Source organism: Enterococcus sp. HY326 (assembly GCF_026157065.1).
Lineage (GTDB): Bacteria > Bacillota > Bacilli > Lactobacillales > Enterococcaceae > HY326.
Genome location: NZ_JANLGQ010000003.1, coordinates 405,477 through 429,701, shown reverse-complemented (window position 1 = coordinate 429,701; position 24,225 = coordinate 405,477). Strand labels below are relative to the sequence as shown.

At 37.9% G+C, this 24,225-nt stretch carries 23 protein-coding genes; 3 read left to right on the top strand and 20 right to left on the bottom strand.

Annotation, left to right across the window (positions count from 1 at the left end; genetic code table 11):
- Positions 1–19: 19 nt before the first annotated feature.
- The 9 genes from ORH16_RS09840 to fumC form a co-directional block, all read right to left on the bottom strand.
- Positions 20–742, bottom strand: coding sequence for a GntR family transcriptional regulator (locus ORH16_RS09840; RefSeq protein ID WP_265458442.1), 723 nt, complete (start codon positions 740–742; stop codon positions 20–22).
- A gap of 209 nt (positions 743–951) precedes the next feature.
- Complete coding sequence (locus ORH16_RS09835; protein ID WP_265458440.1) at positions 952–1,995, bottom strand: PTS system mannose/fructose/sorbose family transporter subunit IID; 1,044 nt, start codon at positions 1,993–1,995, stop codon at positions 952–954.
- Positions 1,985–2,788 (bottom strand): PTS mannose/fructose/sorbose/N-acetylgalactosamine transporter subunit IIC, encoded by an 804-nt coding sequence (locus ORH16_RS09830; protein WP_265458438.1) that lies wholly within the window; start codon positions 2,786–2,788, stop codon positions 1,985–1,987. Before ORH16_RS09830 ends, ORH16_RS09835 begins: the two co-directional genes overlap by 11 nt.
- Positions 2,789–2,815: 27 nt before the next feature.
- Entirely contained in the window at positions 2,816–3,298 is a 483-nt protein-coding gene (gene agaB, locus ORH16_RS09825) for a PTS galactosamine transporter subunit IIB (RefSeq protein ID WP_265458436.1), read from the bottom strand.
- A 94-nt stretch (positions 3,299–3,392) separates the two neighbouring features.
- Positions 3,393–3,674, bottom strand: a complete 282-nt coding sequence (gene yajC / locus ORH16_RS09820; protein ID WP_265458434.1) for a preprotein translocase subunit YajC — start codon at positions 3,672–3,674, stop codon at positions 3,393–3,395.
- Positions 3,674–4,105 carry a PTS sugar transporter subunit IIA gene (locus ORH16_RS09815; RefSeq protein WP_265458432.1) on the bottom strand — a complete coding sequence of 144 codons (432 nt, stop codon included), beginning with the start codon at positions 4,103–4,105 and terminating at the stop codon, positions 3,674–3,676. The genes yajC and ORH16_RS09815 overlap by 1 nt, the downstream gene beginning before the upstream one ends.
- 434 nt (positions 4,106–4,539) lie before the next feature.
- Positions 4,540–6,105: a glucosyltransferase domain-containing protein gene (locus ORH16_RS09810; protein WP_265458430.1), complete on the bottom strand. Its 1,566-nt coding sequence runs from the start codon at positions 6,103–6,105 to the stop codon at positions 4,540–4,542.
- Between the two features lie 156 nt (positions 6,106–6,261).
- On the bottom strand, positions 6,262–8,268 hold the full coding sequence (gene metG / locus ORH16_RS09805) for a methionine--tRNA ligase (RefSeq protein ID WP_265458428.1): 2,007 nt from the start codon (positions 8,266–8,268) through the stop codon (positions 6,262–6,264).
- 120 nt (positions 8,269–8,388) lie between these two features.
- The gene (gene fumC, locus ORH16_RS09800; RefSeq protein ID WP_265458427.1) at positions 8,389–9,756 is read right to left on the bottom strand and encodes a class II fumarate hydratase; all 1,368 of its coding nucleotides are present in this window, start codon (positions 9,754–9,756) and stop codon (positions 8,389–8,391) included.
- A gap of 141 nt (positions 9,757–9,897) precedes the next feature.
- On the opposite strand from fumC, the gene ORH16_RS09795 reads away from it, so the two are divergent.
- On the top strand, positions 9,898–10,179 hold the full coding sequence (locus tag ORH16_RS09795) for a hypothetical protein (protein WP_265458425.1): 282 nt from the start codon (positions 9,898–9,900) through the stop codon (positions 10,177–10,179).
- Between the two features lie 82 nt (positions 10,180–10,261).
- Here ORH16_RS09795 and murB read toward each other — a convergent pair whose 3' ends face one another.
- Positions 10,262–11,173 (bottom strand): UDP-N-acetylmuramate dehydrogenase, encoded by a 912-nt coding sequence (gene murB, locus ORH16_RS09790; protein WP_265458423.1) that lies wholly within the window; start codon positions 11,171–11,173, stop codon positions 10,262–10,264.
- A gap of 83 nt (positions 11,174–11,256) precedes the next feature.
- Complete coding sequence (locus ORH16_RS09785; RefSeq protein WP_265458421.1) at positions 11,257–12,171, bottom strand: Gfo/Idh/MocA family protein; 915 nt, start codon at positions 12,169–12,171, stop codon at positions 11,257–11,259.
- A 92-nt stretch (positions 12,172–12,263) separates the two neighbouring features.
- Between ORH16_RS09785 and ORH16_RS09780 the strand changes: the two genes are divergently transcribed.
- Entirely contained in the window at positions 12,264–13,019 is a 756-nt protein-coding gene (locus tag ORH16_RS09780; RefSeq protein ID WP_265458419.1) for an exodeoxyribonuclease III, read from the top strand.
- A gap of 24 nt (positions 13,020–13,043) precedes the next feature.
- Complete coding sequence (locus ORH16_RS09775; protein ID WP_265458417.1) at positions 13,044–13,580, top strand: 3'-5' exonuclease; 537 nt, start codon at positions 13,044–13,046, stop codon at positions 13,578–13,580.
- A 102-nt stretch (positions 13,581–13,682) separates the two neighbouring features.
- Here the strand turns inward: ORH16_RS09775 and ORH16_RS09770 are convergent, their stop codons facing one another.
- The 9 genes from ORH16_RS09770 to ORH16_RS09730 form a co-directional block, all read right to left on the bottom strand.
- Positions 13,683–14,399, bottom strand: coding sequence for a hypothetical protein (locus tag ORH16_RS09770; RefSeq protein WP_265458415.1), 717 nt, complete (start codon positions 14,397–14,399; stop codon positions 13,683–13,685).
- A gap of 2 nt (positions 14,400–14,401) precedes the next feature.
- Positions 14,402–15,469 carry an acyltransferase family protein gene (locus ORH16_RS09765; RefSeq protein ID WP_265458414.1) on the bottom strand — a complete coding sequence of 356 codons (1,068 nt, stop codon included), beginning with the start codon at positions 15,467–15,469 and terminating at the stop codon, positions 14,402–14,404.
- Positions 15,470–15,735: 266 nt separating this feature from the next.
- The gene (locus ORH16_RS09760) at positions 15,736–17,388 is read right to left on the bottom strand and encodes a CHAP domain-containing protein (RefSeq protein ID WP_265458412.1); all 1,653 of its coding nucleotides are present in this window, start codon (positions 17,386–17,388) and stop codon (positions 15,736–15,738) included.
- Positions 17,389–17,791: 403 nt separating this feature from the next.
- Complete coding sequence (locus ORH16_RS09755; RefSeq protein ID WP_265458410.1) at positions 17,792–19,363, bottom strand: DUF2142 domain-containing protein; 1,572 nt, start codon at positions 19,361–19,363, stop codon at positions 17,792–17,794.
- A gap of 46 nt (positions 19,364–19,409) precedes the next feature.
- Positions 19,410–20,255: a dTDP-4-dehydrorhamnose reductase gene (gene rfbD, locus ORH16_RS09750; RefSeq protein WP_265458409.1), complete on the bottom strand. Its 846-nt coding sequence runs from the start codon at positions 20,253–20,255 to the stop codon at positions 19,410–19,412.
- Between the two features lie 111 nt (positions 20,256–20,366).
- Positions 20,367–21,395, bottom strand: a complete 1,029-nt coding sequence (rfbB, locus tag ORH16_RS09745; RefSeq protein ID WP_265458407.1) for a dTDP-glucose 4,6-dehydratase — start codon at positions 21,393–21,395, stop codon at positions 20,367–20,369.
- 19 nt (positions 21,396–21,414) lie between these two features.
- Positions 21,415–21,996, bottom strand: coding sequence for a dTDP-4-dehydrorhamnose 3,5-epimerase (rfbC, locus tag ORH16_RS09740; RefSeq protein WP_265458406.1), 582 nt, complete (start codon positions 21,994–21,996; stop codon positions 21,415–21,417).
- A 2-nt stretch (positions 21,997–21,998) separates the two neighbouring features.
- The gene (gene rfbA / locus ORH16_RS09735; RefSeq protein WP_265458404.1) at positions 21,999–22,868 is read right to left on the bottom strand and encodes a glucose-1-phosphate thymidylyltransferase RfbA; all 870 of its coding nucleotides are present in this window, start codon (positions 22,866–22,868) and stop codon (positions 21,999–22,001) included.
- Between the two features lie 129 nt (positions 22,869–22,997).
- Positions 22,998–24,122, bottom strand: coding sequence for an MraY family glycosyltransferase (locus ORH16_RS09730; RefSeq protein WP_265458402.1), 1,125 nt, complete (start codon positions 24,120–24,122; stop codon positions 22,998–23,000).
- Positions 24,123–24,225: the final 103 nt, after the last annotated feature.

Here is a 24,225-nt window from a genome sequence, read left to right as displayed (position 1 = left end):
CTCTAAATTAAACCAATTCTTACTGCTTGAAACTATATTTATAGTGAAATAAATCCCCACGAGCAACACTTAACGTATATTCAATCACTTCGTTTTCATCACTATAGGTCGTGCGTACTAAATTTAAGACAGGAGAACCACAAGAAATGTTCAACAACTCAGCATCCTCCTTACTAGCAACACTGGCATAGAACTCTTCGTCAGCGAAACGAATCACTTCATGAAACTCCTCAAAAAAAATATCATACAAAGGCTTAGCCTCAATCATTTCTAAAGTTAACTGAGCAAATTTTTTTTGCGGTAGAAAAGATAATTCCAGCATCATTGGTTCACCATCGCCACAACGCAAGCGTTTAAGTCTAATTACCTCTTCATCTTGTTTCACACGCAGGGCATTTGCTAAAAAGCAAGTAGCAGGAACAATACTGAATTCCAGCACAAGAGTTTGTGCTTTTTTCCCTGCAAGCTCCATCTGTTCAGTGAAGCTATAGTTTTTAGACAAGTTAGTCATCTTTTGATTTCTATCAGAGACAAAACTGCCCTTGCCTTTTTTTCGATAAATATAACCCAAACGCTCCAGCTCTTTTAATGCTAAACGAACTGTAGTACGACTGACATTAAAATCTGCAATCAAATCGTGTTCAGAAGGCAATTGATCTCCCGGATTTAATGCTGTCGCAATTGTCAGCTTAAGTTTTTCAACCATTTGAGAATAAAGAGGTTGTTTAGTCGGAATCGTCATCTATCATCACTCTTCCTTCACTTCTCAAAATAAAAAACGAGACTGAGCCATAAGTAAAACAGAAGGGGAATGCTCGAACAGTAATTTCTCACAGTATCTAAAATTTTTATTTTCGCAATCTAAACTGCTTAAATTCTAGGAGCACTTTAAAAATAGTTCGAATATTTTTCTGTCAAAAACTTATGTCACAGCCTCGTTTAGCCTTCAATCTATTGCGGCCAGATACCCGGCCACAATCCTAATCCTGAGCCTAATAGACCTAAAACTAAGATTAAGGCAATACATTTTAATGGCGTCCAATTTCGTTTTGCCATTAGCAGATACAGTAATAATGTAATTGCTAATGGAATAATTTTCGGTAAGATACCATCTAAAATACTTTGTAAGTCAATCGTCACTGGTACAACGTCTGCTTGATTAAAAGTAACTTCATAATCACCAGAAGCCAATTCTGAAACGCCAAGTGACTTTTCGCCATCTGCAGCATCTTGTACTTCATCTGTCAGATTGCCATTGTCATCTGTTTTATAGATGTATTCATCATAGCGATGTTCTTCCCCAGCAGGAACTACTGTCGTCACAGAATGAATTTGACTCGTCTCGCCATTAGGAATTTTTACATCAATCGTTGTGCCACCAAAGGTCACCGTCAAGGCACCTACAACGAAAATCCCAAGAATACTGGCAGCCCGTGTAAATTCTTTAGCATTTTCCGTCAGCATCGAAATCGCATCAGTTCCTAAACGATAAGACCAGTGCATTAAGAAGTAACGAATTGCAAATTGAGCAATATTAAAAATCAGTAGGAAAATAAATGGTGCAGCGATACTGCCATTGATTGCCATATTCGAGGTAATCCCAGCAGTGATTGGCACTAAAGTAAACCAAAACAGCGCATCCCCAATCCCACCTAATGGTCCCATTGCGGCAACCCGCACGGCCCGAATAGTTGGAATATCGACTTTATTTTGTTCTAGTGATAAAACAATCCCCATTACAAAAGTTACTAAGAATGGATGGGTGTTAAAGAATTCCAAGTTATGACTCATGGAAGCTGCCAAGTCATCTTTGTTTTTATGAATTTTCTTCAGGCCTGGTAAAATTCCATACAGCCAGCCTCCAGATTGCATTCTTTCATAGTTAAAAGAAGCCTGCAGGAAAAGAGAACGCCATACCATTTTATTCAGAGTCTTTTTGTCCAGTTGTTCACCTGGCGTTAAGTCTTGATAATTATCTGGAATATTATATGCCATCTTCGTCACCTCCATAGGAATTAGCAGAAGCTGTTTGTTTGAATTTGGTTTGAATTTGGAAGTCCCAGAAAGCTAAAGCAAAGCCGATTAATGCCAAAATAATTAAAGCAGAACCTTGTAGTGAAGAAGCAGCTGTTACAACGAGTGCTAAAGCAAAGCCCAAGAAGTAAAAGCCCCACATGTCACGAGAAATCATTACTTTAATTAAGATAGCAAAACCGACAAAGCGCATCATGCCTCCTGCAGCTGATAAGCCATTCATCAGCCAAGCTGGAATTGCATTCACAACTGTTTCACCAAAGGTTGCACCACCAATGAAGAATAACGTAACAACTAACCCAAAAACGGCTCCTAATAAAATCATAGCCAAATAATTAAGCCGATTAATTCCTTTGTCATTTGCTTCGTGGGCATAATTATCAGCTACAGTCATTAACGGTGACATTAATGTAAAGATTAAAGTCACACCATACTGACCTAATAATGAGAATGGAATTGCTGTTGCTACTGCAGCAGTCGGTTCTAATTTTAAGGTAATGGCTAAGATTGCTGCCATAATCCCACCGATAACGGCATTAGGCGGTTGAGCTCCTCCGACTGGCATATTCCCAATGGTCATTAACTGATAAGTCCCGCCAACGATTAAACCAGTTTGTAAATCTCCTAAAATAAGTCCGATAACCATACCTGTCACAATTGGCTGGTATAGTGATTCCAAAAAGCTGAACTGATCAATCGCAGCGATGAAGGTAACAATAAATACTAAAAGAATCTGTACAATGTTGTAGTCCATCTTTACTCCTCCCCAATTTTTAATGAATTAACTAAATAGCTTGTTTGTGTCCTCAATCGGTGTCGATGGAACACGACGTATTTCTAATTCCACACCATCTGCCTGCAGCTTTTTAAAGGCTGCAACATCTGCATCATCCACCGCAACAGTCGTTGCAACTTGCCGTTTACCTTCAGCCATATGCATATTCCCAATATTCAGCTTTTTAATTGGCACTCCCCCTTCAACTAATTTCAAAACATCTTCAGGATTTTCGACAATAATGAAGATTTTTTGTTTTGGTGATGCTTTGTGGATAATATCTATGGTTTTTTGAATCGTGAAATACCGAGTTTGAACGCCATTTGGTGCCGCCATATCCATCAAGCCCTGCCGCAACTTATCAACGGCTACCTTATCATTAGCAACTAAGATTAAATTAGCTCCTAAAGTCCCATTCCACTGTGTTGCCACTTGTCCATGAATTAGACGATTATCAATTCTTGTTAATAAAATATTTGGTTCAGACATAATTACTTCCTCCTACATCTTCATGATTTTGATTATTTTTTTTAAATTTTTTCTCAATGTTCAATAAAATATAAAAATGATTTCAGTTTACCAATTACTCAATTATTTCTGAAATTGCATAGCGGGAAACTTCCATGATTTCCCCCGATTTGATTTGAATATCAACCGTTTCACTATCGTTGATGGCGTTGATTTTCCCATAAATCCCATTTGAAAATTTTACTTTATTACCCACTGCCAATTTTTGATGCAACTCTTTAAAATGGTTGCGCTGTGTCTTCATTCCTCTGGAGGTTGCAATAAAGTAAAGCAATGCAAAAACAAGTAAGAAAGCAATCATCACAATTGAAGCACCTAGAATATAATTCCACATCATTAAATTCCTTCTTCCTCTGCTTCGTCTTCTCGAATCTGTAACTGTGCATGGACCATCCCAGCCTGACCAGTTTCTAATAAATTCGTCAGCAATACCGAAAGTTTTTTTTCAAAACTGCGCATGCCAACGCCTTCGATTAGCATGGGCAAATTCGTTCCTGCTACAACTTCGACTTTTTCTTGATCTGCTGCCGCTAACATAGCCGCTCTAAATGGACTGCCTCCCAGCAAATCGCTAAAAATAATCACACCCCCTGTTTCATTTAAAAGAGTCGTTGTTTCCGCTTTCATTTTTTCTTCAAAAGCATCAATACTTTCTCCTTCAAGAAAAGGAATCGTCCGAAATGCTGTCTGTTCCCCAGCAATCATTTCAACGGCTCCAACTAGTCCCGGTGCAAAAGAGCCATGACCTGTCACAATAAAGCCAATCATTCATCTCGCCTCCTTCTTAACTTATCGTAATAATTTTAACATGTTACTACCAGTTGCACAATAAGTTTTTCTTTCTTTCATCAAAATTAAGTCAATAAAAGATTTTAAAGTTTAACAAGCAAACTATTTTCAATGCAAATTGTAAAATTGAGGAGTTTTTTATCACGTTTTACTATGTGGTGGTAAAATTTGAGAAATGGATTCGAAATAAAACCTTAAAAAAAAGCATTCCTTAGGAGAGGATAAATAGGGAGAAGTATAAAGTTTTCAGTTTTTTTAATTTCGAAAATAGTAATCCACAAAATAAAAAACCGCAATCTTTTCAAATCACAGTTTTTAGATAATTTTATTAAGAGTAATTACTTGTAGATTTGACTAGAAGCAAGATAAGATAATCTAACTCCCTTTAAAAAATTTACTTTGATATTCTAAAGCTATTTTACTTTGACAACGATATAATTATCGATAACTTCAGTAGCTAGGTTTGGTGATGAATCATTTAGTGATGTTCTATTTTGCCAGATATCTAAATATTCATCTAAAGTTGGAGTCTCATACTTATTGCCCATGATATTCAAAATGCTAATAATATTATCATTTATATAATAAGAACCTAAATCATCAGACCAAGCAAATTGAAACATTGATACTCCAATTAGCTCATTGTATACCGGTATGGTAAAGATATTTTGAGGAGAAGATGTACCGATTATAACTAGCTTATAACTCGAAGTATTTTCTAGCTGTAAATTATTGATTGCTTGGTTTACTTCGAGAACCTTGCGCTGATCTTCTTGGAAAGTCATCTCTTCTGAAAACAATAAATTACTCGAAGTTTTGAATTGTGAACAACCCATAAAAATAATTACCATAGCAAATAAAACTTTAAACTGTTTTTTCTCAATAAAAAGGCTAATGAAAAAGAATAAAAATGCAATGAGAAATGGAAATTGTGGAGCCATACTTCTTGGAGTTGGCAAAGTACCTGTTGCCAGAATGATTCCAAAACCCATCACATAAATAGTCATAATACTAATAAAAGCAACTAAAATATTTTTCCCCTTTTTGAGGATAAACATGATTGCAACTGGAATTAGTAAGATGGTGCTAATCAAAACTCCATAATTGTACATTAAATATCTTGTTGAATCATTTGGTAAAAAAACAATATCCCGCATAGCTTTAAGTAATGATACCATCCCCTGTTTGAAGCCTAGAGTGGGCCAAACCATCATACCCATAGAATGATTTTTGCTCTCAATCCCTAAATAACTCAAAACTAGATTATTTGCGACAAAATAGCTACCAGTACTTATAATTAAAATTAATACAAACGGTAGTACTTGAAACAACATGTTGATAAACGTATACTCAAGCTTTTCTTTATAGCTTTTATAACATTCTAACAGTAGGATTCCAGCAACTATGCCCGCAAAGAATAGAATAAATGTTTGATATATAGCAATTGCTAAAAATAATAAAATTGCAGAAACAACATAAGAGATTACTTTTAAGCTTAACTTATTACTGGAAACTTGAATCAGTAATATAGATAGAACAACAAAGAATATTCCTAAAGCAAATTCAAAATTTTGTAGTATAAAATAGAATTGAACTACAAAAATAGAACTGGTCAAAAATAGAGCCGGGATAATAAAAAAGTGGTATTTAAATTTTTGACTATCAATAATTTTTGAAAACAAATAACAAATCAATAAAGAACTAAGAGCAAACAATATGAAAGCTAATATATTTAACAAATAAATATTTGTGTAGGAACCCCACAAATATTTTTTTAAAAATACCTCTCCAAAACGACCAATGCCATACCAATGATCTAAATAGCCTTCATAGTTATTGATGTAATTAATACTATCCATGCCATAAGCATAATTTGTTATTTTTATTCCGTATAATACAAATGTCAGAACAAATGTAAATACCGTCAAACCAATATTCTTCTTAACAAAATCACCAAAGTCTTTGAATCCAGTTAACATAATTCCCTCCAATATTTTCTATCTCAAATACCAAACAGTATCTTTTCAACAAAATATCCGAGATGATAACTGACATGACTAAAATTAACTTTTTAGCAAATCGTATATCACTCGGATACTTTCAAGGAAAAATACTGTTTAAGCTTTATTCCTATTTTAAGCCACAATCGACCCATTTGGCATGCCTTTAGGTGCTTGAATGACTGTTAGATTTCCTTGGTCATCTTCAGCAGATAAAATCATTCCTTGGCTAATTTGGCCCCGCATTTTTCGAGGTTTAAGATTGGCGACAATGACGACTTTTTTGCCGATTAATTCTGTCGGATCGTCGTAGAACTCGGCGATACCTGAAAGAATTTGGCGATGTTGGGAGTCGCCGGCATCTAAACGGAATTGTAGAAGTTTGTCGGCGCCTTTCACTCGTTGGCAGTCGATGACTTCGGCTACCTTCAGCTCAATTTTGTCAAAGTCTTCATATTTAATTTCAGACTTGCTTAGGTTTAGCTCGGTTTCTTCAGGATCCCATTTCATTTCTTCAGCGGGAACGCTTGCCCCTTCGGCCATTTTATTTTGAATGTATTCGACCTCTACCTCGACTTCTAAACGGGGGAAGATTGGTGTTCCTTTGCTGACCACTTTAGTGTCGGCAGGAAATTCTCCAAAATGCAGGCCTTCTAAATTCATATTGCTTTCATCAAGACCTAATTGTTCGAAAATTTGTTTCGGTGCTTCTGTCATAATCGGTTGCAGTAAAATAGCCACAATCCGCAAACTTTCAGCTAAGTGAACCATGACTGAATCAAGTTCTGCTCGTTTTTCTTCATCTTTGGCTAAAATCCACGGCTCTGTTTCATCAATATATTTATTGGCGCGGGAAATCAAGCTCCAAATTTCGGCTAGAGCTGTATTGAATTCCATTTTTTCCATCGCGGAATGATAATTACCAATCACTTTGGCAGCAGTGGTCGACAACTCGCTGTCAAAAGGCGTTACTAATGAGGCATATTTAGGCACAATGCCCTCGCAGTATTTATTAATCATAGCAATTGTTCGATTTAACAAATTGCCTAAGTCATTGGCTAAATCAAAATTAACCCGGGAGACAAAATCTTCTGGTGTGAAGACACCGTCACTGCCGAATGGTACCGCCCGCAATAAATAATAACGCAAGGCATCTAAGCCATAACGCTCCACTAATATTTCTGGATAAACGACATTGCCCTTTGATTTCGACATTTTACCGTCTTTCATCAAGAGCCACCCGTGACCGTAGATTTTCTTTGGCAACGGCAAATCTAACGCCATTAACATAATCGGCCAATAAATCGTGTGGAAACGGACAATTTCTTTACCGACCATGTGGACATCAGCTGGCCAATATTTTTTAAACAGACTATCGTCATCTGAACCATAGCCTAAAGCCGTAATATAATTGGATAGCGCATCAATCCATACATAGACAACGTGTTTTGGATCACTCTTCACTGGAATGCCCCAAGTGTGGGTTGTCCGCGAAACTGCTAAATCCTCTAAACCTGGACGGATAAAATTATTCAACATTTCATTTTTCCGTGACTCTGGTTGGATAAAATCAGGATGTGCGTCGTAGTATTCAACTAGACGATCCGCATATTTACTCATTCTGAAGAAATAAGATTCTTCCTTGACTAATTCTACTTCGTGTCCGCTGGGGGCTTTTCCGCCAATCACTTTATTATCGGCATCCCGATAGACTTCAGCTAACTGGGTTTCAGTGAAAAATTCTTCATCGGAAACAGAGTACCAGCCTTCGTATTCTCCTAGATAAATGTCGCCATTTTTTAATAGGCGGTCAAAAATCATTTGAACGGCTTCCTTGTGATAGCCATCCGTAGTGCGGATAAATTTGTCATAGGAAATGTCTAAAACATTCCATAATTTTTTAATGTCTGTTGCCATTTTGTCAACATATTCTTGGGGATGAACACCTAGTTCAGCAGATTTTTTTTCAATTTTTTGACCGTGCTCATCAACACCGGTTAAATAAAAGACATCAAAGCCCATCAAACGTTTATAACGAGCAACTGCATCACAGGCAATTGTTGTATAGGAATTGCCAATATGCAGTTTTCCACTTGGGTAATAGATTGGCGTGGTGATATAAAAAGTTCCTTTTTCAGCCATCTAAACGTAGCCTCCTCTTTCAGCTTTAAGCAAAATGTTTCCCAAACAGTATAACATAAATCATAATGAATTTTTAAAAAAAGCTGTTTACTGGAAAAAATACTGGCCTCTCTAATTCTTTTATTCTCTAACCATCTTTTCTGGTCGAACCCAAGCGTCATAATCGGTTGCACTTACATAGCCTAAAGCCAGTGCAGCCTCTTTAAGAGTTGTACCTTCAGCAAATGCTTTCTTGGCAATTTCAGCCCCTTTGTCATAGCCAATATGAGAATTTAAAGCCGTGACAAGCATTAATGATTGTTCTAATAATTCTGTCATTTTTGCTTGGTTGACTTTTAGCCCAATCAGGCAGTGATCAACAAAAGAATCCAAAGCGTCTGTTAATAGCTCGACGCTTTCTAAAAAATTATAGATAATCACTGGCATGAAGACATTCAATTCAAAATTTCCTTGAGAAGCTGCAATCCCGATGGCAGTATCGTTGCCCATTACTTGAACACAGACCATTGTCAAAGCCTCTGCTTGCGTGGGATTTATCTTCCCAGGCATAATCGAGCTGCCGGGTTCATTGGCAGGAATCGATATCTCACCTAAGCCGCTGCGGGGGCCGCTAGCCAGCCAGCGAATATCATTAGCCATTTTCATTCCATTTGCGGCTAACGCTTTTAAAGCACCGCTGGCAAAGACAAAGGCATCTTTACTAGCTAATGCGTGAAATTTATTGGGATTGCTGACAAAATTTTGTTGTGTTTCCTGATTTAAACTATCAATGAAAGCTACAGTATATTCAGCTGTTGCATTAAGGCCAGTCCCAACAGCCGTCCCGCCGATTGCTAGTTGGCGTAATTCACTTAAACTTTGTTCCAGCATTTTTTGATTGTGTTCCAAACCGGTTCGCCAGCCGCTGACTTCTTGGGCAAAGGTGATTGGCGTGGCATCCTGCAGATGGGTACGACCAATTTTAATCACCTTGTGATTTTCTTTTTCAATGTGTTTTAACTGTACTACCGCTTTTTCAATTGCTGGTAATAATTTTTGAGTTATTTCAGTGACTGCTGCAATGTGCATGGCTGTTGGGAAAACGTCGTTTGAGCTTTGCGACATATTGACATCATCATTGGGATGAATAATCAACTCAGATGTAGAGGCCAGGTGAGCTAAGACTTCATTGATGTTCATATTTGTTTGAGTGCCGCTACCGGTTTGCCAAACCACTAAAGGAAACTGACTAAAATCAGGCTTATCCAGCATTTGCTGCGCTGCCTGTTGTAAAGCTTGATTTTTTTCTTCCGATAATTTTCCTATTGAAAAATTGGCTTGAGCGGCTACTTTTTTGACTAACAGGAGACTTAATAAGAGCCCCTGCGGCATTTTTTGTCCGCCAATTTTAAAATTATTTAAACTGCGTTGGGTTTGCGCTCCCCACATGGCCGCCTTTGGTACTTCAACTGGACCTAAAGAATCTTTTTCAATTCGATATTCTGTCACAACTTTTCCTCCTTATAATGAAAAACTAAATCGTTGTCCTTATCATACGATAAGAAAATCCAAGAATAAATAGCGAAAGGCTGCAGCAATTGATTTTTTTCTGCTATAATAAAATGAATTTTTAGAAAGTTGGTTATCTAAATGAAAAAAATGGCAACATGGACAGCCCTCCTCACTATCGTCTTTTCTTTGGCAAATTTTATTCTAGCTCTACGCTATTTGCCTCTCTACGCATATTTCAACACAAACAATCAATTAGGCGGCTTTTTAATCGCCGTCCAAATTTTCAGAGTCTTGATTTATATCCTAACAATTATTGGCGGCTACTGGGCCCTACGGCAGCAAAAAACGCGGGCCATGCTTTTTTATGTCGCTTTCTTTTTATTTAATCTACTCTTGCCCTTTTTATTTTCGATTAACTAAAAGATGAGAGGGACAATGAATGTTTAAAGGGACAAAAATCCAAAATTGTTTGGATTTTTGTCCCTTTTTCTTATAAATAAAATCAGCTATCAGAAACCTCTTCCCCAATAATCCGCACTTCGGTCTCCAAGTTGACAGCAAATTTTTCTTTAATCACTGCTTGGATGTGGGCAATTAATTCTACATAGTCTGTAGCTGTGGCATTATCGATATTTACGATAAAGCCCGCATGTTTTTCAGAAATTTGAGCGCCACCCCATTTTAGACCTTGTAAGCCGGCGTCTTGAATTAACTTGCCGGTAAAATGTCCTGGTGGTCGTTTAAAAACAGAACCGCAGGAAGGATATTCCAAAGGCTGTTTTAATTGCCGTAATTCGGTTAATTCATCCATGCGTTGTTTAATTACCGCAAAATCGCCTTTTTCTAAGGCGAAGCGAGCGGTTAAAATAATGCCGTCTGTTTCTTGCATCACGCTATGACGATAAGTAAACTGCATCTCAGCGGCAGTCAACGTTTTTAAGCTGCCGTCTGCCAATAAAATATCGACTGAATCAAAACAGTCTTTAATTTCACCATCGTAGGCTCCCGCATTCATAAATACAGCGCCACCGATGCTGCCGGGAATTCCGCAGGCAAACTCCATGCCAGTCAGGGAATGCTCTAAAGCTGCATAAGTGGTATCAATTAATTTTGCACCCGCTTCAGCGCTAATAATGTTGCCTGACACGGTTATTTGCTTCATCTCAGACAGCATAATGACCAACCCACGAATGCCACCATCACGAACAATTAAGTTACTGGCATTGCCTAGCACCAGCCACGGCAGCTGAGCATCCCGACAAAAAGCCATTAATTCTTCTACTTCAGAAGTATTTTTGGGGAAAGCTAGTAAATCAGCTGGCCCACCCGTTTTTGTGAACGTATAATTTTTTAAAGGTTCATTGGTTAATACTGTAATATGAGTTAACTCTTTAGGTATAATGATTGTTTCCACGATTTTATTCCTCTCTTTAAAAACATCCTTCTTATTTTAGCATGTTCCAAAAGAGTTTTCTAGCCAGTCTAGAAAGCCTTAAGCTATAGTAAATGTCTTTGATGCTGAGCGATAATTTCTCCGCAAATTTCATGGGTTAACAAAACTTTTTCTTGGCGCAAAAAGCGGTCATCCCCTAAGTCAACTGCACTGATAAAGCTCGTCACCATTTGTTCAAAGCCCCGTTTAAATAAAGTCGTGTCCCAATTGCCAAAGGATTTTTGGCTCCGTTTTTCTCCTTCGATTATCGTTAAGTTGGTCAAATCATCTAGAATCAAGGTTTTTTCTGGGCTAGTCACCTGAAAAATTTCAGTATTGGCGCCACTACGGTAATCCATCGTGACAAAAGCTGTACTCGTTGGTGTTGATAAGGTGGCCGTCACAAATTCTAATTGGCCAGCTTTTTCCACCACACGACTGTCAATCAGCTGAATCGGTCCATCTAACAGATAAACTGCCGTATCAATCACATGTGAAAACAAATCATAAATAGCAAAAGTAACTGCTCCTTGATTATTTTCACGATTTTTCTGTACTTGAATGATGCGTTTTTCCGGTAAACTTTTTAATTGATCCACCATTGGGGCAAAACGACGGTTAAAAGCAGTCATGAAAATCAGATTTTTTTCTGCAGCTAATTCTTGCAGCTCTTTCACCTCATAAACCCGCTCAGAAATTGGTTTATCCATAAAAACATGAACACCATTTGTCAAACAAGCTTTTGCCACTTCATAATGTGCTTTAGTGGCTACATGAATAAAGCAAGCATCTATATTCGCTGCTAGCAATTCATCGATGGTTGCAACCATTTTGAAAAAACCATATTTTTCTTGAATTTCTTGGCGGGTTTCTGGGTTGCGGGTCGCAAAAATAAACTCTCCCAAGTTTCTACTTTGACTATAGGTTGGCAAATAAGCTTTTTGAGCAATGCCCCCTAGACCAATAACTCCAAATTTCATTTTGTTGTCCTCCTGAATTTAGTTACTTTCATCTTACTATAAATTCCGCTAAAATGAAGAGAGAAAAGTATTTAAGAAGGGATGTAGCAGCAATGAAATTTATTTCGTGGAATGTCAACGGTCTGCGGGCTGTGGTTAAAAAAAATTTTATGGAAGTCTTTGAGGAGTTGGACGCCGACTTTTTTTGTCTTCAAGAAACCAAACTTCAAGAAGGACAAATTGATTTAGATTTGCCAGGCTATACACAGTACTGGAATTATGCGGTGAAGAAGGGCTATTCTGGTACGGCGATTTTTGCCAAGGAGCCAGCTTTGAATGTTCGCTACGGCATGGGCTTTGAGGAACACGATCAAGAGGGCCGGCTAATCACTTTAGAATATGCAGATTTTTATTTGATTACTTGTTATACTCCAAATTCTCAAAACGAATTACGCCGCTTAGACTACCGAATGACTTGGGAAGATGCCTTTAGAGAGTATTTAAATAAATTAAAAGCTGATAAGCCAGTGATTTTATGCGGCGATTTAAATGTCGCCCATGAAAATATTGATTTAAAAAATTGGAAAACCAATCAAAAAAATGCCGGCTTTACACCGCAGGAGCGGGAAAAGTTCAGCGAGTTATTAGCGACTGGCTTTACTGATACCTTCCGCTATTTTTATCCGGACTTAGAAGGTGCTTATTCTTGGTGGAGCTATCGCTTCAATGCTCGCCAAAACAATGCAGGGTGGCGGATTGATTATTTTGTCGTCTCTGATGACTTGCAAAGTAAGCTGACAGAGTCTAAAATTCATAGTGAAATCTTTGGCAGCGACCACTGTCCTGTGGAAGTTGACCTTACGTTTTAGTTTTAAAAGAAAGAAGGAATCCTTTTGAATTTTATTGCAATGGATTTCGAGACGGCTAATTACCAAAGCCACAGCGCTTGCTCATTAGCTCTAGTCATGGTTCAAAACAGTCAGATTGTCGGTCAGTATTACTCACTGATTAAACCTGAAACAGAATTTTTCTACCGCAATATTCAAATTCACGGCATCCATCCAGAAGATGTTCGTGAAGCGCCTACATTTCCTGAAGTCTGGCAGACGATTCAGCAATATTTTCAACGGGACCGTTTGATTGTCGCCCACAATGCCGGCTTTGACACGAAAGTTTTAGCGGGCTGCTTAGATTATTACCAGCTGACTCGACCTGAGTATCTTTCTTTGTGTACAGTCAGAACTAGCCGCAAGCTTTTTCCGGAAATGAAAAATCACCGTTTAAACACAGTTTGCCAAGAGTTAGGCATTACTTTAGAAAATCATCATGATGCCTTAGAGGATAGCCGCGCCTGTGCAAATATTTTGCTTTACCAAGAGGATCATTTCGGCGTGGCACCGCTTAAGAAATTAGTGCGGTTGGAACAGTAAAAATAAAAAAGTTGTGCTTATGTCATTCGACAAACTAAGCACAACTTTTTATCTACTAGCTCTTAAAAACGAATTACTACCATAATTTTTTTTCAGCTTTCCTTACTCAAAAACGACTTCCCCGTCATCTTGATAAACCTTAGCAAAATTTTCTGCTGACTCATCAGCTAAGCGATACATCACATAATAAAAATTTCGTTGATCATTTTGTATGCCAAAATCGTAGAAAGTATACGTCGAATCATCCTCAGATAAATCTAGAACATTTTTTATCGCAGAGACTGCCTCGTCAAAATCGTTAACTTTTTGATTGCTATTTTCAGAACTGTCTGTGATAACTTGCGTCTCAGCAGTAGCTTTTTCTGCCGCAGAGATTTCTTCAGCAGCTTCTTTACCTCGATCATAATCAAGATTACTTAATCCAACAGAAATCTCAATGGTCTCAGCCTCAGCTTTTCTGGCTAGAATTAAACCAGTTGGCTCCCCAGTTTCCAACTCCAGTGCATAACCATCATCATAATATTGTTGTAGTTCTTGGCGAAACTCGTTGCTAATCACTGATTCCATTGCGAGGACCGTTTGATAATTTCCCTCTGCCTCTACAACATCATTAGCTTCATTGAGGTACAGCCAAGTTGAACGGCTGTCGTCATAATTATAAGTCAAAAGACCCTCCGTTTGAGAATACTGTGAATCTGTCGAAGTTTGAGCTTGTAGCTGAGCACTCTCGGCAGTATTCGCTTCCCACGTATCGTTATTTTCCTGACATCCGGCTAACAGGAACAGAGCCGTGATGGACATTCCTAAATATTTTTTCATAGTCAACTCCTAAATTTTTTTCGCCCGATTATTTTGAAAAACCTTTTTGCACAATATTGTCTTACTGATTCAAAGACTGTACACAAGACAAACAAACCAATCGCCAAAACAATTATTATGGGAACAATCACAACAGAAGTATCCTGTAAGAATTGAGCTAAATAGACCATAATTCGATCGCCAATCACCCGATTATCGTGGAGCAAATAAACGCCAAACATGCTGTTACCAAGAATTAATAAGGTATTTTGAATAAAACTATTTTTGATCTGCACTCTTGTCAGAAGTAAAAATGCAAAAAAGCCAATTAGGACCATCATTAAGCTGTTATCATAAGCAATAATCAGTGGAGAATTAATGATTCGCATAAGTAATCCTACTTTAGTCGGAGGAAACAGGTCTGCTATATAAATAAAAAGAACTGTCAGACCTATAGAGCCAATTAACCCGAAACAAATTTGTCTAGTCTTAAGTTTAAGAGGGAAACGTTTCAAATAGGCTCCCAGTGTATATCCCATTAAAAGATTTCCTAGACCTCCCAGCGGAGCATAGTCTGTCGTCAATAAGAAAAAAATTGAAAGAATAAACAGAAGTTTTACTAATAGTTTCTCAAAATCTTTTTTTTCTAGAGTAATCAAAACTTGATTTATATAAGGAATAAAAAAATACAATACTATATAACTATTGACAAACCAATACCCACTAAATGGATAATAGGAATTCCAAAGAACCTCCCAAAAAGTTGATAAGTCAAGGGCATCCATTTTCCAGAGACCCCTGACTGAAAGTATAAATCCTAACGACAGATAAAATAGAGTCGGCCAGATAATCGGACCTAGTCTTTTTAATTGCGGCTGTTTTTCGATTAGAAAGTAACCGGAAACCATTGTGTACAAAATTACCCCGACTTTTCCAAAAATTGATAAGGCTTGGGGATAAAAAAGCTCTATATTAAAGCTATAAATCCCCATATTCTCACCATAATGACCATGAACAGTTACATGATGCAGAACTATCATAAACATACCCACAATTCGAATCAGCTCAAATTGATACATTCTTTTATTCACAATTACACAACCTCATAAATAAAGACTGCGCATAAAAAAATTACAGATTAAAAGAAATCCCTCTGAAGCCATGCCATTAGTCTTTTGGACAGATGAAATTTCGGACTTTATGGGTTAGTCTCCGTGGTCCAAGCGGTCCTCGTCACAAATTCACAAAATTATTAGCACCTGCTGCATATCGTTCGTAAATTATAAATCTTTTTTAACTAATGGCACTGCCTCTGAAAATCTTCCCTGTAAATCTATGGCTGCAGTCTTGATAATTTTTAATAATTAGGTCTTACATAATATACAACCTGACTCTTAGGACGATTTACTCGCGTCACCATGTCGCCCCAGTTTCCAGTTATCACTCCAACTGTGCTACCGTTTCCTACTGTCTCGACTATTTCTGCATGAGTGATGTAGCCATGTCCTGCCCAGTCAACAAATGCAATATCTCCCGGTTGTGGGTTGGCTACTACTTGGCCTCTCGCTTGATGGTAGGCAAAGATAATACGTGGATTCCACTCATATTGTCCACCGTAGAAGAGACTACCTAAGCCTGCTTTTTCAAAAGCATATTCAATGAATAAGGAACACCAGCCGTTATGCGGCTTATTATACTTAGAGGTAAATACATTATTTTGACTGTATTTATAACTCGATACATAGCTACGAGCTACGTTTAAAAGTTTATTCCGATTAATTTCGGAATAATTAATAAAATCTTCTGCCGTACAATATGATTTACTTTCGGGAATATACACTGATTTTTTTTTGACTAATCGAATTTCAATGGCTTCCATTTGTTTAGCAGCACCGATACTGCCGATTATGCCATTGTTTTTGGTCCAGCCTAACCAGCCTTTGTCTTGAACATGACCCCGATAATAAATATCAAAATATTGAGCTAACTCGCCGGTTAGTTTAATTTTTAGAGCTTCCATCCGTAATCTTTGACCAGTGGTTCCAGCCACCTGATCAACGCCAACATAACTTTGCCAGCCAAGTTCTTGAACATGGGCTGAGACTTGAACAGCCCCAGTTAAATTCGGGTTAGCTACATTCACTTTAATTGCTTCAAGCCGCCGAGCTTGGCCAACTGTTCCGGCAGCTCCACCATTTCCAACTGGATTTTGCCATCCGTAGTCAGCACCATGAACCTGATAGGAAATCGTTGAATTTGCAAACTCGACAAATGGTCGAGTCGTTGGCTGATTAAAGACTTCGCCTTTTTTGACTAATTGAATCTCAATTGCCTCAGCTTCTAATGCAAAACCGCTTGTGCCAGCTCCTTTGTTATCAATACCGCCTTTGGCCCAATCGAGCCAGCCAAAATTCGATGAGTGAACCCGATAATAAACATCGTACTCCTCAGCAATCTCACCTACTAAGCGAATTTGCACTGCTTCAATTGGCACGTTCTTCCCAACAGTTCCACTTAATTCAGAATCACTAACCCAATTGGTCCAACCAATATTTTTTAAGTGGGTTCGATATTCAATTTGGACGCCGGTATATGGTGAATTTTCCAAACCAATTCTAAGAGCCTCCATTTGTAGCACTTGGCCGGTTGTTCCAGCAAGCTGACCGTCAAAAACCGGTGCCTGCCAGCCGATATTTTCTACGTGGGCCTGATAAGTTATCTGAGGTTCAGCAATAAACTCTTCTGCCTGTGAAGCTTCTTGGATTTCCTCACTGCTATTGATTGTTGTCGAGCTATCTACTGTGGCTTCTTCGATAGTGCTACTATTTTCACTTAAATTGCTGCTAGAGTCCTCCGTTGAAGCTTCACTAGTTTCTGTCAGCAATTGTTCACTTGACGCTGTCGTTGCTGTTGTTGCAGTAATTTCACTTGCTTGGGCTCCTTCAGCTAAGCCTAAAATCAAAACCCCAGTCAAGCAGACTACACCTGCTTGGTAAATCGACTTTTTCATTCCTCATCCTCCCCAAATATTCTTATTTCATTATTAAATGCTCCAATATTACTCCACATGTGCAACAAATAATAATTACTTTCCCCAAAGTTAAACCAACTTGACTATCTAAAAAAACTACCCCAAGAAAAAAATTCAGATACTCAAAAATAAAAAAATTATTAACAACATAAGTATAGCATAATGGTATTTTTTTTTTAAGACTGATTGCAAATTAAATATATCAATAAAAAAAATCGCATTTTTTAAATCAACAGCTCATCGAAAAAATGTAATTCCCCAGATCCTTGAACCTTCTCAATCCATTGATACTTACTTAAGATACTTGAACAAAAAAGCTTTCTATTATTTTTCAAATTAATTTGAAATAATAGAAAGCAGTTTGGTTTTTGCTGATTAAATCTTATAGGAACCCATACATGCCCATACAAGTATTAAAAAAAGTAATTAGAAGAATAATCTTTACAATCATCGTATACCGAACTTCAGTATTCAATCCAGATACTGATATTCCTAATTGTTCTGTCATTTTGTTCATTAAAGGACCCAACAGTAATGGTAAGAAACCAAATAGAAAATAAAAATACCTTCCCTGAACACCACTAACATAAAGATCTCCTAATTCGAACACTCGTATATCGCCACTAATCGCAAAAATAGAAGCTAGTCCTATTATCAGTATTGTAATTGAAGTGACTATATACATGTTTTTTGAAAGCGAAATTTTTAAATTGTAACTTATCATAATGAATAGCAATAAAAATATCCCTACATTGATAATCCAGAGAGTCTGTGATGGCATATTATAGGGCTGAGGTTTCCCAATCCAACCAATGATACTCAAAAATAATTCTGAAATACCTCGAAGAATTACTCCAATTGTATAAGCTGGATGAGAAACAAAATAGGCTATCCTTGAAAACAATGACTGATCATTACCTAACGCTACCTTAGCCGAGCTCTCCCCTAATAAACGGAAAAATATTCCTTGTACTAACCAAGCTCCACCAATAATTGAGTAAAAAATTGTAATAAAGAAAGCTTTTAGACGATTTAACTGCTTAGAATAATAACTTTTTGGTAAAAACAACAAAAGAAATATTAGTAAAAATACTGGCACTTTATTTGTGACAAAGCCGACACAAACTAAGCCATAAAGCCATACTGATTTTGGTGTAAGTTTTTTTTCATGCAGAATATTAGTAAACAAGCTCACTGCTAATAAAGCTAAACCATAATATAGCGAATCATAATTAAAGCCAGCCGTAATCCATAATGCATATGGCAAAGTAGCCATAACTAATAATTGTAGCTTAAATACTTTTGAAATTTTGATTGCTAAATAAGCGAGCAATGCAAAAGAAAGCAAATTAAAAAAACGTCCCATATAGTAAGAAAAAGCAACTTTATTACTCAATAAGCGCCCGACAGCAATTCCTAAACCACTAGCATAATAAGACGGGCTAATAAGATTTCCTTTGGTAAGCAAATCTTCTTGATAATTTGACGGCTGGTGTTCCAAAGACATAAACGCTTCATAATAAAGATTGGTATTTGTAGGCTCTCCGGTTTCTGGTCGACTAGGAAACCCAGAAATTGTTAAAAAATCAGGTGAGATTTCTAAAAAGTCCATCTCTGTACTTTGAATTCTAAATTTACCATCAGCTAGCTGCATTGCATTATAATAATGGTGGTTTTCATCAAGATCTTGACGAACTGGTGTGATTAAAGAATCACATAACCCAAATAGTACAATAATCAGAAAACCATTCCTCGCAATTTTTTTTGGATCTTTAACTCGAATCAAAAATAGCGCAACTACAAAAACAGCTCCAACAATCAACATGTATAATTTTGGCCATAAAGCTCCACGATATTGAATCGCAAACTGACAAGTAAGTAAAATGATAATACCCCAAACAAGAATTGTTTTATTTTGCAAAAACTCTGCAAATGAATTTTTTATAAATTTCATAAATCCCCCAAAAATTTCCTATATTTTTTAATATGATACTCGAACCCTATTTCCCCTTCTCCAACTCCAAAAACTGAGCTAAAGCTTCTTGCCAAGTAGGAATCTTAAAGCCTAGTGCCTCGGCTTTACTTAAATCCATCACAGAATATTGCGGGCGTTTCGCTTTTTGCGGATATTCTTCTGAGGTTACTGGCAAAACTTTAACATTGGTATCCTTCAAAATTTCTGTGGCAAACTCAAACCATGAGCAGCTGTTTTCATTAGATAAATGATAGATGCCAAAAGGAGCAGCATTGGCATTTAAAAAGGTAATAAATTCGGCTAAAGTTCTAGTCCAAGTTGGACGACCGTATTGGTCATTGACTACCGTTAACGTATCTCTAGTTTCAGCTAACTTTTGCATGGTGTAAACAAAATTATGCCCATAAATTCCAAAGACCCAAGAGGTACGGACAATATAATAATCCTCCATAATTTCTTGAACTGCTTGCTCGCCTAATAACTTAGTACGACCGTATTCGCTTTGGGGATTGGTGGCGTCATTTTCTTGATACATGCCGCCTTTTTTTGTGCCATCAAAGACATAATCTGTGGAAATGTACACGAGAGTTGCTCCCACAGCTTTGGCTGCTGCAGCAACATTTTTAGTCCCTGTTACATTGATTAGCTCATCTAGTTCTTTGCCTTCATCTTCAGCCTTATCAACGGCTGTATAAGCTGCACAATGATAGATTAAACTTGGCTGAACTTCTTTGACTTTTGCCATCGTCGCTTTCGCATCAGTAATATCCATTTCTGCCGCATCTGTTGAAATATAGTCTACCTTTTGTTCATCCAATAAATGGCGCAATTCTGTTCCTAATTGGCCGTTGCCGCCTGTAATTAAAATCATCTAATCTGCTCCTTTTTTCTGATGTAAAAAGAGGCTGAAACAAAAGTCGCCAGCAATGAAAGCTTCATTGGGGTTGTTGACTAGTGCCACAGCCTCTTTCAATTGTAAAAATTATTGTCCATTTTTCGCATAATTCGCTTCGACGGCAGCTTTTTCAGCTTCCCACCATTGGCGATTATCGGTGTACCATTGAATTGTATTGGCTAAGCCATCACGGAAATTGGTAAATTCCGGAGTCCAGCCTAACTCGTCTCTTAATTTTGTTGAATCAATTGCATAGCGTAAATCGTGCCCGGCACGATCTTTGACATGATCGTAGGCATCTTTGGATTGACCCATCAATTCTAAAATTAATTCTAAAACTTCTTTATTGTTTTCTTCGCCATCGGCACCAATCAAATAAGTTTCACCGATTTTACCCTTTGTTAAAATCGTCCAGACAGCTGACGAATGGTCATTGGTATGAATCCAGTCCCGTACATTTTTACCATCGCCATAAAGTTTTGGTTTAATCCCCGAAAGAACATTGGTAATTTGGCGGGGAATAAATTTTTCAATATGTTGATAAGGTCCATAATTGTTTGAGCAATTTGAAATAGTTGCCGCCAAACCAAATGAACGAACCCAAGCCTTCACTAATAAATCAGAACCCGCCTTCGTTGAGGAATACGGACTGGATGGATTATAAGGCGTTTCCGCAGTAAATTTTTCACCGGGGCCATCGCCATGACCGGGCAAATCTTCTCTTAGCGGCAAATCGCCGTATACTTCGTCAGTTGAAACATGATGATAACGCACTTGATGTTTGCGGCAAGCTTCGATTAAAGTATAGGTACCGATAATATTGGTTTGGACAAAAGGAAATGGATCTTTCAATGAGTTATCATTGTGGGATTCAGCCGCATAATGCACAACTGCGTCAGCTTTTGCAACCAGTTGTTCCACTAAAGGCGCATCGGCAATGTCGCCGACAACTAACTCAACGCGATCTTCAGGTAAGCCAGCAATATTTTCTTTGTTGCCAGCATAGGTTAGTTTGTCTAAAACTGTAACGTGGACTTCTGGATGATGATTGACTACATAATGGACAAAATTTGAACCGATAAAGCCGGCTCCGCCCGTGACAATAATATTTTTCATAAATTAAAATTCTCCTTGCTTAAATTTCGCCATAAACAAAATCATTTTCAGCTTCAAAAGCTTTTAAAGTTGGATGATGCTTATCTTTTTCAGAGGTGATGGCCTTTTCTAAATCCATCGGCCAGTCAATGCCCAATTCTGGATCGTCAAAAGCAATTCCGCCGTCTGCTTGAGCATTATAATAATTATCACACTTATACATGAAATTCACGTTTGGTGTTAATGTCATAAAGCCGTGGGCAAAGCCACGAGGCACTAATAATTGCCGATGGTTACTCTCAGAAAGAATGTAGCCTTCCCATTTTCCATAGGTCGGACTACCTTTTCGAATGTCCACAATCACATCTAACACGGCGCCGGTGACAACCCGAATTAATTTTGTTTGACTCGCCTGGCCTTTTTGAAAATGCAGGCCTCGTACAACTCCTGCCTCAGAGGACAAGGAATGATTATCTTGAACAAATTTTGTCGTGATACCAGCATTCGTAAAATCTTCTTCTGAATAGCTTTCAGTAAAAAAGCCACGATGATCGCCAAAAACTGCTGGTTCAATGATTAAGACATCTGTCAAATTAGTTTTTGTTACGTTTAATTTTCCCATGATTACTCCTCATTTGCCAAACGCAAAAGGTATTGACCATAAGCGTTTTTCTTTAAAGGCTGCGCCAGTTCAACCATTTGCTCTTTAGTAATATAGCCCATGCGATAAGCAATTTCTTCTAAACAGGCAACTTTTAAATTTTGGCGTTTTTCAATCGTTTCAATAAAAGTTGAAGCTTCTAATAATGATTCGTGGGTCCCCGTGTCCAGCCACGCAAAGCCGCGGCCCATTAATTCAACCGACAATTTTCCACGATTTAAATATTCTTTATTAACATCGGTAATTTCTAATTCTCCTCGAGGCGAAGGTTCGATGTTTTTAGCAATTTCAACCACGTCATTATCATAGAAATACAGCCCAGTGACTGCATAATTTGATTTGGGATTTTCGGGTTTTTCTTCAATCGACAACGCCTGCATATTTGCATCGAATTCTACCACGCCAAAACGTTCCGGATCGTTGACATGATACCCAAAAACTGTAGCTCCCTGTTCTTTTTGAGCTGCCCGCTGCAACATTTTAGACAAGCCGCCGCCGTAATAAATATTATCACCGAGAATTAAGCAGACACTGTCATCGCCGATAAATTCTTCTCCAATAATAAATGCCTGCGCCAGGCCATCAGGACTGGCCTGCACGGCATATTCAATATTCATGCCAAGTTCATGGCCATCGCCAAAAAGCCGTTCAAATCTCGGCGTATCATCCGGCGTTGAAATAATCAACACATCCCGAATTCCAGCCAACATCAAAACGGACATTGGATAATAAATCATTGGTTTGTCATAGACTGGCATCAACTGCTTTGATGTAGCCTTCGTCAACGGATATAAACGCGTACCAGAACCGCCTGCTAAAATAATTCCCTTCATCGTTTCCTTAACCTCAATTCATCTATTTTTTTAACAAAATTTCTGCTCTCAACAGTTTAAGATTATATCATAGCCTTTTCCATAAACAAAGCTATGTCAATAGAAATTAACATAGCTTTAAAGGCTTGATTATTTTTTTGAAAACCATTTTTCTTTTAACTGAGTTCGATAATCCTTATCACCGAAGAATTTAAATAAGCACATCAACGGCTGACGATTTGGGCCCATTAAGCCAATTAATTCAACAAACAGTTCTAAACCAATAGCAACGGCCGCAACTAATAAAAGCACTGCCCAAATTGAAGTATTGTAACTGAGAATCAAAGCGATAAAGGAAAAAATCAGTGCCAAAGCATAAATAGTCAGCACCGCACCCTTGTGGCTAAATCCCAGCGACAATAAACGATGATGCAAATGCATTTTATCCGCTGATGAAATTTTTTGTTTGTTGATATGCCGGCGGATAATCGCAAAAACAGTATCGGTGACTGGCACTCCCATGATGACCATCGGCGTAACCAAACTGATTAAAGTGGCATTTTTCAAATTCTGTAGGGATAAAACTGAAATCATAAACCCGAGAAATAACGCCCCGGTATCGCCGAGATAAATCCGGGCCGGATGGAAATTATACGGGAAAAATCCAGCAATGGATGCCACCAAAACAAAAATTGTAATTGGGACAAAAATCTGCGGCTCCGTTAAAAAGAAATACCCGATAATGCCTATCGTCGTCAAAGCAATAATCGAAACCCCAGAGGCCAACCCATCCAAGCCATCAATCAAATTCAGCGAATTGGTAATCGCCAAAATCCAAATAATGGTTAACGGAAAGGAAATCCAACTTAAATCAATGAAACCAATCATCGGCAAACTCAAGCTATCAAACCGAACATCGCCGATAAAATAAACAATACAAGCGCCAATCACGACGCCAATTGTTTTAGGCAGTGGCTTCAATTCAAAAATATCATCAATAATTCCCGTAATCACAATGGCTAACCCGCCAAGCAGCAGCGGAAAGATAAAGCTGCGGGGAATCAAATCTTGAAACAAAAAAATCGTGGAAAAAGCAAAGGCCAAAAAAATCGCTAAGCCGCCCATTGTAGGCATCACTTTAGTATTTATTCGTCGCGGGCCGGGATTATCCACAGCTCCCACTTGATAGGACAATAACTTTACCAAGGGGGTCAAAATAATGCCGATAAACATCGTGACAATTAAACGAACGATCACTGTAAACATAATGTGCATGTCCGACTCTCTTTTCTATAAAAAATCATTTTAAGCATAACATTTGCGACTTATTTTCTCAAGGTTGGCTAAGATTTTTTAATGAATCCGTTGGAAAATACGT

Coding starts and splice junctions, on each gene's coding strand:
- rfbD (WP_265458409.1), bottom strand. CDS start 20,255: ATGATTTTAATTACAGGCGGCAACGGCCAATTAGGAACAGAATTGCGC.
- ORH16_RS09835 (WP_265458440.1), bottom strand. CDS start 1,995: ATGGCATATAATATTCCAGATAATTATCAAGACTTAACGCCAGGTGAA.
- rfbC (WP_265458406.1), bottom strand. CDS start 21,996: ATGGGAAAATTAAACGTAACAAAAACTAATTTGACAGATGTCTTAATC.
- ORH16_RS09770 (WP_265458415.1), bottom strand. CDS start 14,399: ATGAAAAAATATTTAGGAATGTCCATCACGGCTCTGTTCCTGTTAGCC.
- rfbA (WP_265458404.1), bottom strand. CDS start 22,868: ATGAAGGGAATTATTTTAGCAGGCGGTTCTGGTACGCGTTTATATCCG.
- agaB (WP_265458436.1), bottom strand. CDS start 3,298: ATGTCTGAACCAAATATTTTATTAACAAGAATTGATAATCGTCTAATT.
- ORH16_RS09815 (WP_265458432.1), bottom strand. CDS start 4,105: ATGATTGGCTTTATTGTGACAGGTCATGGCTCTTTTGCACCGGGACTA.
- metG (WP_265458428.1), bottom strand. CDS start 8,268: ATGGCTGAAAAAGGAACTTTTTATATCACCACGCCAATCTATTACCCA.
- ORH16_RS09830 (WP_265458438.1), bottom strand. CDS start 2,788: ATGGACTACAACATTGTACAGATTCTTTTAGTATTTATTGTTACCTTC.
- ORH16_RS09840 (WP_265458442.1), bottom strand. CDS start 742: ATGACGATTCCGACTAAACAACCTCTTTATTCTCAAATGGTTGAAAAA.
- ORH16_RS09810 (WP_265458430.1), bottom strand. CDS start 6,105: ATGTTAACTGGATTCAAAGACTTTGGTGATTTTGTTAAGAAGAATATT.
- ORH16_RS09780 (WP_265458419.1), top strand. CDS start 12,264: ATGAAATTTATTTCGTGGAATGTCAACGGTCTGCGGGCTGTGGTTAAA.
- yajC (WP_265458434.1), bottom strand. CDS start 3,674: ATGATGTGGAATTATATTCTAGGTGCTTCAATTGTGATGATTGCTTTC.
- ORH16_RS09785 (WP_265458421.1), bottom strand. CDS start 12,171: ATGAAATTTGGAGTTATTGGTCTAGGGGGCATTGCTCAAAAAGCTTAT.
- ORH16_RS09730 (WP_265458402.1), bottom strand. CDS start 24,122: ATGCACATTATGTTTACAGTGATCGTTCGTTTAATTGTCACGATGTTT.
- ORH16_RS09760 (WP_265458412.1), bottom strand. CDS start 17,388: ATGAAAAAGTCGATTTACCAAGCAGGTGTAGTCTGCTTGACTGGGGTT.
- ORH16_RS09755 (WP_265458410.1), bottom strand. CDS start 19,363: ATGAAATTTATAAAAAATTCATTTGCAGAGTTTTTGCAAAATAAAACA.
- ORH16_RS09795 (WP_265458425.1), top strand. CDS start 9,898: ATGAAAAAAATGGCAACATGGACAGCCCTCCTCACTATCGTCTTTTCT.
- rfbB (WP_265458407.1), bottom strand. CDS start 21,395: ATGAAAAATATTATTGTCACGGGCGGAGCCGGCTTTATCGGTTCAAAT.